Raw genomic sequence first — 10,984 nt, forward strand, 5'->3', positions numbered from 1 at the left:
GATTTAAGAAAGATTCTTGTACGACTTTTGACTAATTTTTAAAAACTTCAATATAATCAATAGTTTTATACTTTAGTATAAATTAATCTTTCATCATTTAGGTAAGATCACTCACAGCGTTTGTAGGAAATGTCTTACAAACGCTGTAGTAAATTTGGTGTAAAGATTGGAACTACAACTGGTGAGGTTTTGGTAGGAGTATCACATCGAATAAAAAAGCATCATTTTAGCCTGAACATTACCTCACCGTTCACATGAGAAAGGCTTAGTTGTCCTACAACCTGATAATTGTCATCGTTAAAGAAAGCGCGATGTTTTTCTATGGTCACGAATACCGAAACACCCTCACTTTTTACATCTTCCTCTACCACACTATCAATAGCGCCAAGTAAAATATGCCCAAGCCCATGATGTTGATAATCTGGATGTACTGCGATGAAACTCAGCATGTGGAAGTTATCGGCGGGAACTAATGCTCGCACTTTTTCTTCTTTTTCTAGCATTTGCTTTGTACCGAACAAACCTGCCGTCAAAAGCATCCGCAGTCTCCAGTGCCAGTAACGTCCTGAACCAAATGCTGCATCGGGCGCGGTCAAGCATGCAACGGCAATAAGCCGCTCATCATCGAACAGGCCAATCATCGGCTGCTCTGCAACCCAAAATGCATTGAGCTCTTCACGGATAGCTGACCGTAGACGGCTTTCATAACCTTCTTTTTCTGCTTGGAAAATGTCAATGAACAATGGGTCATCTACATACGCATTGTAAAGAATAGAGGCGGCAACTTTGAGATCATCTACAGATAGATAGATGGCTTTAACCGTGTCTTGCAAGGGGGCTATTGCATTATTAATAGCATCAGTATTCATCAGGGGCTCCTTGTACGCAAAGTTATACAGCTGCTTTTACCCATTTAAATAAAATGGGAGAAGTGGACACTACCGCACAACTTTTATCAATGCGCCAACCACCCACTTAAACTGATTAAACTTTAGCCTACGCGAAAAACCCCTGCATGTTAACTTTTTATTAACATTTAAAGATAGTAAGTAATGCCTACTTTCGTAATCAATTACCAACTAACGGTTATTAGTGCATTAAGCTATAAGCACTGTCACCCCAGCCAACTAAGTTTCCATTTCTGAAAACTAACGGCGTACACTCGTCTTTTGTGGTGATACCATCGCCCATCGTTTTTTGAGTTCGGTAGTAAAGTACGCGATATGTGCCGTCTTGCTTTTCGAACAGTTCGTTGAAATCCGCAACGCCCATTTTTCTCAATACACTTTCGTAAGTTGTCCCTGTTTCAAGATTCGCAATGTGTTTACGATTGTTAAACTCTCTGTCTTCCCAATCAGCACCATAGTGACTATCTGAACCGCCACCTACTGATACGACACAACCTGAAAGCAAAACTGAAGATGCCAAAGCTACTGAAAGAAGAACCGTTTTCATGTGAATTCCTTAATTATGTGTGTTGTTTTTATTCGATACTACGCCTACTTTGTGAACCGACACTGAATAGACATAAATACGCTAACGTAAGAACCACTGCGTTTATGCGTGATAATGTAAGTTATGATTGGTAAACAAGATTAAGGCCAAAAATTAAATCATTGATTTTTATACCAATCTTAACAACACCAATCTATGAAGGCTTTGAAAAATAGTGAAATCAGTAACTTATTAGTGAAATTGACTACGTAGACAGGCTACACTGCTACTATTCATGACTTTGAACCATTTTCGTATTATGAGTAACGCTAACCTGCAGCAACTTCACGTTTTGTGCCTTCAAATGCATAAAGAAGGAAAAACACCGTCCGTAGGCATTTTACGTGCAAAAGCTCCCTTTAAGGTATCGGTAACCGAAGCTATTGAAGCGATTAAGCGATTTAACGCACACAAACCTAAGCTAGAGGTATCTAACGACGAAAACGTAGCACAACATAATCCTGTCGCCACAACTGATGAGCCGGGCAATTTGCATGCACGGGTAGAGACGTTAGAAAAAGAAGTGGCAGAGTTAAAGCGGGCGCTACATAAAATTATTAACGCCCAATAGCTTTTAGTCTTGTAGGCCGGTAATTTTAGGTCTGATTGACAGTCACAGCGTCAACGTCATATAGCAGGTGTAAGTTGCTCAATAAACACCGCAAGAGATGGCGCAAGAATTTTGGCAGGCTCTCTGCCAACATGCTCGAGTGCCACTTCGCCACTTTCGTTGACAACGGTTAAAATAAAATCTTCTTCGTCAGTTAAACCAAAAAACAATGTTGGCGCTTGCCTAAGTCTTTGCTTCATCAACAAATGCCCAATCAAGTTTTGCTGAAGTCGCTCGAAGTCTTCGGAATTGAAAACTTGAAGCAATTCACAGCGACCTTGCGGCGCGTTAGCCTTTAAATTATCGCTGTAGTAACGAGTAAAATACTCGCAGTAGTCAGGATTTAGCTTTAGCGATAATGCCTCTTCAACATTACTGAAAGACTGCACAGGCGATTGAAGCGTAGGAGACCATCTAACAAGCTCACCGTCTTGCGCCGTCGTCTCATAGCACGGCGAGGGCCACACGCTATCAAATGCTATCTTGAGTCCCTCGGCCTCGGCCTGTTCGACATAAGATGATACAAATTTATCTAATTGTGCTGAAATTGTTAGAGCCATTATGACGTTACCTGCGTATTTTTGGGGTACACTATACAACTAAACAGTTAAGTCAATACTGGGGTTAATTCTACTGTGCTGTAAGACTGTGTGTCGCTGTGCAGTTCAACAATTTAAATCCCGCGTAGATGCATAAAAGGTTCTTATGTCGACGGACAACTCACCTCAAAAAATTACTATCTCTGCACCTGATGACCTCTCTTTGGGTAAACAGGTTGACTATGAATTTGAATATAATCCTGACTTGTTGCAAGGCGTGCCGCGCAGTCTAAGTCGTGATACGTTGAACTTATCTGGCTCAGGTTTACCTTTTGAAGGTATCGACACTTGGACAGGATACGAACTTTCCTGGCTTAATTTAAAGGGTAAACCTAATGTGGCAATTTTAGAATGTCACGTTCCTATTACCTCAAAGAATCTAATCGAATCAAAATCATTTAAGCTATATTTGAATAGCTTCAACCAAACAAAATTCGCTTCCGCAGAGGACGTACGACAAGTGCTTCAAGCGGATTTGTCAGCGTGCGCAGGGGAGCCTGTCGAGGTAAAACTAATTCTTCCAGAGCAGTTTTCTTCGCTACAATTCCAAGAATTTAACGGAACCTTGTTAGATAGTCTGGATGTAGAAATCGATCAATATTCCCCTAATACTCAATATTTGACTGTTGCGAAAAATGAAACAGGAGTTCAAGAGACGCTTGTTTCTCATTTACTTAAATCTAATTGTTTAATCACAAGTCAGCCAGATTGGGCTAGTATTCAAATAAGGTATGAAGGAAAAGCTATTGAACACGAAGGGCTTTTGAAATATCTAATTAGCTTTAGGCAACACAACGAGTTCCATGAGCAATGCGTTGAGCGCATTTACAACGACATCATGCAGCATTGTCAGCCAGATAAGTTAACCGTTTGTGCGCGTTACACACGACGAGGAGGTTTAGATATCAACCCTTTCCGTTCAAATTACGAAGCGCCTTATGCTAATCATCGTCAAGCACGTCAGTAATATAACGGTGAAGTACCTACCAACGCTACCTAAGCCGCGGCAGTAATAGCGAATTAGAACAAAGACGAGATTATGGAAGCAAAACAACTACAAACCCTAAAACAAAATAACGCGCTTCTTTGTCAGTTTATTGTGAAACTCTCAGCATTTTATGAGGGCTTCTCGGATAAGATCGATACTGAACTCAAGGTGTTACGAGGCCACCTTTCTGGCACACCTAATTTTAGTCTTGCCGCTGTGAGCATAGAGAAACTCAACAAATCACTTCAGCATCAAGAAATAACGCTTAGAAAATACAGTGTTGATACTGTTTCATCGCTAGAAGATGCAATGAAACAACTACAGAAAATAGTATTTGAAGATACTGAATTAAAAGGGTTAACCACGCAGGAATTGATTAAGCTAAATCAACCTGTAGGTGATATCTTCAGTATTTATAAACTTTACTCAAAAGCCATTGCGCTTCACCGCATTGCGCTCAACAAGGAAATGGTTGGACTTGAGCCATCTGAAATTACAGAAACTAAGTCCACTCATAATGAAAGCACATCGACTCATTCGATTAAAGATGATAACCCTCACTACCGTTCTATTTTGGTTGAGCTTAATCACCTTATTGCTTCTTATGCGCAAAAAAAGCCTAACGATCAGCAACTCAATGATATAAAGCAACGTCTTGATGAAGGCATGGATGAAGACCAGCTGCTTAAAAGCTGCGTTGTAATTTTGCGCATGATCGTTCAAGACGCTATGTCAGAGGCGAGCTTAACAGGAAAAGTGATTCAGAGTCTGCACCGTTCATTAGGTGAAGTGAGTAGCGACGTCAGCAATACGATCCAAGGCAGCCAAGCCCAGTTCGAGCAGCGCCAAGCTGGTAATGAGCAACTTAAACGTGACATTATTCACATCGAAGCAGCCGTATCGGAAAGCAGTTCTCTAGAAGCACTTAAAGAGCAGACACAGTTTCGCGTAGAAAAGCTTGTGACTACGTTAAGCGAGCAACAAAGCAACGATCAGCAAGGTCAAGAAGCGCTAATGGCACTGCTCTCCTCTATGCAATCGCGAATAGATACACTTCAGCAGCAAACCAGCGTCTATAAAAAGAAGCTGGCCGAACAAGCAATGCAAAGCCGCACCGACCCCCTCACTCGGCTTCCAAACAGGCAGGCGTATAATGAGAGACTGGAAGCGGCTTTCACTAAATTTAAAGAAAATGGTGACTTGCTTGCGGTCGCCGTTGTGGACATTGATCATTTCAAGTCGATCAACGATAGATTCGGGCACGCAGCAGGCGATAAAACCCTTCAGGTAGTGAGTAAATTCTTAAAGCAAAGTTTGTCCGAAAATGATTTTATTGCCAGGTGGGGAGGAGAAGAGTTTGTAATGCTACTGCCTCAGGCGCAGATGGCAGATATAGATAAAAAGCTTAATGAAGTTAGAACTAAACTTGCTGCAATGCCGTTTAAATTCAAGCAAGAAAAAGTAAAAATCACCGCATCTTTTGGCGCAACCTGTTTCAATGACAATGATACTACCGAAACTGTGTTTGAACGCGCCGATGAGTACCTCTATAAAGCAAAACGGAACGGCCGCAACCTCGTAGTCACTGATTTAAGCACTGACTTATAGGAAGTAAAAATATGAAGAAAGTGCAGCTTAACCCTGTTGGCTGGATGAGCCAGCTATCACAAGTAGAAGTTTCTCGCCTTCAAGACGCCACTAACAGCGAGCTCTTTGCTATGTTCAGAAACTGTTGCCTTGCAGTATTGAACAGCGGCGTTGACGAAGACAATTTCGAAGCACTTTTTGCTCCTTATGAAAATTTTGAAATAAAACTCATTCGTCGTGAACGGGGCGTAAAAATAGAACTCGTGAACCCTCCTGAAGTAGCTTTCGTTGACGAAAAACTCGTTCGTGGTGTGCACGAACATCTATTTGCGGTCCTTCGCGACCTGCTTTATATGGGCAACAAGTACGCATTTCTTCACCAAACCGCACCGGCTGAAGGTAACGACATCACAGACATGGTGTTTGACATGCTACGCCATGCTAAAGCGCTTGAAGGGAACGATGGCGTAAACACAATTGTCTGCTGGGGCGGCCATTCCATTAATCAAGTTGAGTACAAATACACGAAAGAAGTGGGCTATCAGCTCGGCTTACGTGACATGAATATCTGCACAGGATGTGGGCCTGGAGCAATGAAGGGGCCAATGAAGGGCGCTACCATCGGTCATGCAAAGCAGCGCCACAAGACAGGCCGTTACATTGGCATTTCTGAGCCGAGTATTATTGCCGCCGAGCCACCCAACGCCATTGTCAACGAGCTCATTATCATGCCTGATATTGAAAAGCGTTTAGAGGCGTTTGTTAGACTCGGACATGGCATTATCGTGTTTCCAGGCGGTGTAGGCACTGCCGAAGAATTACTTTATCTGCTTGGCATTTTGATGAATGAACGCAATGCGCAGCAACCTTTTCCTTTTATTTTAACAGGGCCTGCTGGTAGCGAAGAATACTTTGAAGCTATAGACGCTTTTGTTGGTGCAACACTGGGTCCAGAAGCACAATCAAAATATCAAATCATTGTAGATGACCCAGAAGAAGTAGCACGCACCATGAATAAACACCTTGAAAAAGTGAAGAAGTTCAGAGGTGCGATGGGTGACGCATTCAGCTTTAATTGGTCATTAAAAATTGAACAAGACTTTCAACAGCCCTTTATTCCAACGCATGAGAGTATGGCCGACCTTCAACTGCACTTAGATCAAAGTAAAAGTGATCTAGCGGCCAATTTGCGCAAAGCGTTTTCAGGCATTGTTGCGGGTAACGTAAAAGCAGAAGGCATTGCTCAGATCAAAAAACATGGTCCGTTTGAGCTCACCGGTGATAGTACACTGATGGAGAAGGTTGATACGCTACTCGAGTCGTTTGTAAAACAGCATAGAATGAAACTGCCTGGTAGCGCGTACGAACCATGCTACGTTGTAAAGAACGATAAGAGAAACAGCGAATAACACAAGACCGTGGCAAGACGCATTTGCTTACGTTTACTACTTATGTTTAGTAGTCGTTTTGCGGTACACTATTAGAGAGTATTGTTTAACGAATGAAGTACACATTTAGCCTATGCTCGGCTCCCGAACAATGTCGGGCTTTGGCTTGCAGTAGCATTCAAGTAAAGAAAAACGAGAAGTAACGGTCATGAATACCAAGGTTATTCGTCTAATTTTAGCTGGCATTGCCCTTTATGCGGTGTTTGTTTTTATGGTTATCGCGTTCTATCCCGATAAGCCTGAGAATATGGATTGGAAAGACCGCGAAGAATATAACCGTGTCCAAATAACCAAGTTAAAGTTAGGCAGTACAAGAGAAGAAGTTTTGGCGTTACTAGGCTCACCTGACATTACAGAAGCCAAGCGACAGGGTGCCACAGCTATTCAAGTTATGTTTTTTAGGACACAACATGTGCGCGCTGACGGCTTAACCACGCAAGATGAATGTACACCGTTGCTTTTTGAAAACGACAAACTTATTGCATGGGGTGATGGGGCTTACTCCAGTTACCAAAAAAGTTAGAAGGATGGGGAGTGAGCGACATCATTTCCACGCTTAAACGCCTGGTTCAGTTAGGTAACACTGAACTTTCTGTCGAGCAGCGTATAAACCATTGGTTGAAAATCGCTAAACGGATCCTGACCTTAGTAAACGCCAATCCAGCGCTTGCTACAGCAACGTTACACATCGATAATGACCTTCCCAAAGATACTCAACATCTTTTATTATTGGCGCTGTTTGGCAAGCTTTGCCGATTAAACGACCACTATTTACAACATGTGCTTGCGTCTTTACTCGCATCCCTCTGGCTTTCAAGTAAAGGAACACCAAGCGACCAAACGGCCAATATCATTCGCTTTTTGCGTAAACACAATCTCTCGATTTGGCTGGATATCATTAAACTTCAAAAAGCATTTCGGTCAGACAAGCCAATTAACTACGTTGCAGACATTCGGCTTAATATGGTTCAAAGGCTTTGTCTCCTAGCAAATGTTTTCGCTGCTAAAACAAAAAAAGCAGATTATTGTGAGGTTTTCACTCAGATCGTTTTACGCCTTCCAGCACATCATCGTCACCTTATTGCACCACTTATCAACCTATTTAACGGTGTGCTACCTGGCGCAAAGGTTTACGCAAACGGCGTACCGGGCGCGCTAGTCGACATTCAGCAAAATCACGGCTACGTATTTATGCTTAGCCAAGGCGATGAAGATGGAAAGTGGCTTCCTCTATCGTCAATACGCTCTCCCATTTCACTATCAATGCCGTTTGAGCACTTTGTTGCTCTTTACACTGATACCGCCACTGCGAGAGTAAATCATGGCGGCACACCATTTTTACCTTCTACATTCGCTATTCAGCATCCCCCTAAAGCTCTTATAACTATTATCGATGAGCTGCAAAAGCGCGATGTAGATATTGAACAACTTTGCGAAAAAATTGAAAGCGTGCCCACGTTTAATCACTTTTTGATGCACACCGCGAGTCAGGACAACCGTCTTCAGCTTCCGGTTAAAAGCATTAAACAGGCGGTTTTGACCTACGGCATTGAACGTGTGGGTGACATGCTTATTCAATTTGCGCTGTTAGAACGGCTAACGCAAAACCAATTTCCACTGATGGGCATGTGCAAGCAATTAACTTTATTGGCTTGTTCATTTGCAAGCTATTTCGCACAACTCGCCGATTCGAAATTTTCGCCGCAATCTGCCGCATTGACCATGACCTTTGTTTGTACTCCCTTGTTCACGCTACCAGGGTTTAAAGTGTCACGAGCATTACCCGTCGCCCCCAACAAAGCTGTGTCCATTAATAGCGCATTCAAAGTCAAATCTGACACGCCTTGGCTAGCAATCGCTTCTGAACTTGCTGAAAGTTGGCATCAAAGCTCAACGTGGCGTGCTGTTATACACCAATGCAGTAAAGTAAGCACGGACGTTCCTAAATCACTTCAAAAAGAACAAGCAATTCTGGTGTTGAGCTTCGCTCTCGCCAAAGCGTGCTTATTTAACCAGGATATTTATTCATTACTTCAGGATATCAATATCAAAACACTTTTAAATATCCTAGGTATTCGACGAGATGATGTGGTAAACGCACTAGACGCCAATGGGTCGCTTTTGTTCTGTCCGCTTGCGCAGTAACGCCATTTACTCCTAAACATCGTACTCAGCTATTTAATTAATCTTTACGAATGGCTATAACTTGCGCCAGGTATCGTATAAAATACGGCAACTTTTGCAGTGCTTAACCCTTTTTCCCTACATTTTCCATTATAATAAGTAAGCAGGCAGAAATTGGCTCATAAACGCCAAGCTACAAATTGAATAAACCTAACGATTTTGACAACAGAATTACCAGAGGATCCCTCCACATGACTCAGCAACGTATTACAGTCATTCGCGGTGACGGCATTGGCCCGGACATTATCGATGCAACCACAAAAATTTTAGATAAGGTTGGCTGTGACTTTGCCTATGACTATGCCGATGCTGGCCTAGTCGCACTGGAAGAACATGGCGAGCTTCTACCTCAAGAAACTTTAGACCTAATCGCAAAAAACAAAGTTGCGCTTAAAGGTCCTTTAACGACCCCCGTTGGTGAAGGTTTTACTTCAATCAACGTTAGTCTTCGCAAGCAGTTCAAACTGTACGCAAACCTTCGTCCTGTGATGTCATTCAAAGGCACAAAAGCACGTTACGAAGACATCGATATCATTACCGTTCGTGAAAACACGCAAGGTATGTACTCTGGTCTTGGCCAAGTTGTATCAGAAGACGGTAACGAAGCTGAAGCAATGAGTAAGATCACTCGTGACGGCGCTGAAAAAATCGTTGTTTTTGCTTATGAATTAGCACGCCGTGAAGGTCGTAAGAAAGTAACAGCTGTTCACAAAGCTAACATCCTTAAGTCAACATCAGGTCTTTTCCTTAAAGTAGCCCGTGAAGTTGGTGAGCGTTATCCTGACATCGAGTCGGCTGAAATGATCGTTGATAACTGCTGTATGCAGCTTGTGATGAACCCGCATCAGTTTGACGTTATCGTTACGACTAACCTTTTCGGTGACATTCTATCTGACCTATGTGCTGGTCTTGTCGGTGGTCTTGGTATGGCACCAGGTGCAAACATCGGTGAAGATTGTGCAATCTTCGAAGCCGTTCACGGCTCTGCACCAGACATTGCTGGTAAGAACTTAGCTAACCCGACGTCAGTAATCTTGGCAGCAGCGCAAATGCTTGAGTACCTAAACATGGGCGATAAAGCAGAGAAAATTCGCGCAGCACTAAAAGACGTAATCGAGTCTGGCGATCGCACAACACGTGACCTTGGTGGTGAAGCAGGTACAACCGAGTTCACTCAGGCGCTTCTTGACCGCCTATAAGCATTTTAGCTTACACCTTTCAATTATTTCAAAACGGGCTTAATAGCCCGTTTTTTTATGCCTCTATTAATCACTCCCCTGCTTTAAACTGTACTAAAACTGGACTACCGCTTTTCTCGTTCACCTTTATTATTTCCTTTGTACACGTTGAAGTGTGCTGAGCTTTGTAACTTGGTCACAACAGCGGACAGGAAGTTTTTAAAGAGGCCTGCTCCGCTTGCATCTAGGTTACAAAAGTCAGCGCGCTTTGGTACATAACTTAAACCCATTTACTTAAATATTGCGCCGATAACGCTTTATGGCGCGCTTAGCAACATACAAGGAAAGATGATGAAAAAATTAATCTCAGGTTTACTCGTACTATCTGCACTAGCCATTCAAACGCCAGCGGTTCACGCTCAACCAGCGGATAGCGAAAATGCGCAAGCTAATGAAGGTACAAGCCAACAACAACGTATCGATTTAAACTCGGCGACCGTAGAGCAATTAATTACCCTACCCGGCGTTGGACAATCTAAAGCGAAAGCTATCATTAAATATCGCGAAGAAGTAGGCCCGTTTCTTGAGGTCGCACAATTAACTCAAGTGAAAGGTATCGGTGAAAAGATGCTTAATAAAATTGAAGGCTATGTACAGGTAAGATAGAAGGACTAAAGCGAATAGGCGGTACGCTGGCTCCACACACAAAAAATGCGCCGCAAGGGCGCATTTTTAATCGTTTAACGCTATTTAGTTGCCTTAGGCCTGCTGTTCTTTCATCTACACTAAAGAGTCAACGATGGAATGGTCTCCCCCCTCAAACGGCATCGCAATGTGCCAAACTTGGAATTGAACAATCAAGTTAACAAGGTGAGGAGACCCAAATGGATATTACA

11 protein-coding genes are annotated in these 10,984 nt (G+C 42.8%); 8 read left to right on the plus strand and 3 right to left on the minus strand.

The window, feature by feature from the left end:
• Positions 1–221: 221 nt before the first annotated feature.
• Both F0261_RS19285 and F0261_RS19290 read right to left on the minus strand, forming a co-directional pair.
• On the minus strand, positions 222–869 hold the full coding sequence (locus F0261_RS19285; RefSeq protein WP_014978544.1) for a GNAT family N-acetyltransferase: 648 nt from the start codon (positions 867–869) through the stop codon (positions 222–224).
• A 220-nt stretch (positions 870–1,089) separates the two neighbouring features.
• A complete protein-coding gene (locus F0261_RS19290; RefSeq protein WP_014948542.1) occupies positions 1,090–1,455 on the minus strand; it encodes a DUF3192 domain-containing protein in 366 nt (121 codons plus the stop codon).
• Between the two features lie 298 nt (positions 1,456–1,753).
• Between F0261_RS19290 and F0261_RS19295 the strand changes: the two genes are divergently transcribed.
• On the plus strand, positions 1,754–2,065 hold the full coding sequence (locus F0261_RS19295; protein WP_232306462.1) for a hypothetical protein: 312 nt from the start codon (positions 1,754–1,756) through the stop codon (positions 2,063–2,065).
• A 56-nt stretch (positions 2,066–2,121) separates the two neighbouring features.
• Here F0261_RS19295 and syd read toward each other — a convergent pair whose 3' ends face one another.
• Positions 2,122–2,664, minus strand: a complete 543-nt coding sequence (syd, locus tag F0261_RS19300; RefSeq protein WP_171338692.1) for a SecY-interacting protein — start codon at positions 2,662–2,664, stop codon at positions 2,122–2,124.
• Between the two features lie 145 nt (positions 2,665–2,809).
• Between syd and queF the strand changes: the two genes are divergently transcribed.
• The 7 genes from queF (at position 2,810) to F0261_RS19335 (ending at position 10,754) form a co-directional block, all read left to right on the plus strand.
• Positions 2,810–3,670, plus strand: coding sequence for an NADPH-dependent 7-cyano-7-deazaguanine reductase QueF (gene queF / locus F0261_RS19305; protein WP_171338693.1), 861 nt, complete (start codon positions 2,810–2,812; stop codon positions 3,668–3,670).
• A 72-nt stretch (positions 3,671–3,742) separates the two neighbouring features.
• Entirely contained in the window at positions 3,743–5,299 is a 1,557-nt protein-coding gene (locus F0261_RS19310) for a diguanylate cyclase (protein ID WP_171338694.1), read from the plus strand.
• A gap of 11 nt (positions 5,300–5,310) precedes the next feature.
• Complete coding sequence (ppnN, locus tag F0261_RS19315) at positions 5,311–6,687, plus strand: nucleotide 5'-monophosphate nucleosidase PpnN (RefSeq protein ID WP_014948537.1); 1,377 nt, start codon at positions 5,311–5,313, stop codon at positions 6,685–6,687.
• 187 nt (positions 6,688–6,874) lie between these two features.
• Positions 6,875–7,249 (plus strand): DUF3192 domain-containing protein, encoded by a 375-nt coding sequence (locus F0261_RS19320; protein ID WP_014978539.1) that lies wholly within the window; start codon positions 6,875–6,877, stop codon positions 7,247–7,249.
• A gap of 11 nt (positions 7,250–7,260) precedes the next feature.
• Entirely contained in the window at positions 7,261–8,871 is a 1,611-nt protein-coding gene (locus tag F0261_RS19325; protein WP_171338695.1) for a histidine kinase, read from the plus strand.
• 230 nt (positions 8,872–9,101) lie between these two features.
• Positions 9,102–10,109, plus strand: coding sequence for an isocitrate dehydrogenase (locus F0261_RS19330; protein WP_014948534.1), 1,008 nt, complete (start codon positions 9,102–9,104; stop codon positions 10,107–10,109).
• Between the two features lie 330 nt (positions 10,110–10,439).
• A complete protein-coding gene (locus F0261_RS19335; RefSeq protein WP_014978538.1) occupies positions 10,440–10,754 on the plus strand; it encodes a helix-hairpin-helix domain-containing protein in 315 nt (104 codons plus the stop codon).
• The last annotated feature ends 230 nt before the right edge of the window (positions 10,755–10,984 follow it).

This window comes from Alteromonas sp. 07-89-2 (genome assembly GCF_013113925.1).
In the GTDB taxonomy this organism is placed as follows: domain Bacteria; phylum Pseudomonadota; class Gammaproteobacteria; order Enterobacterales; family Alteromonadaceae; genus Alteromonas; species Alteromonas macleodii.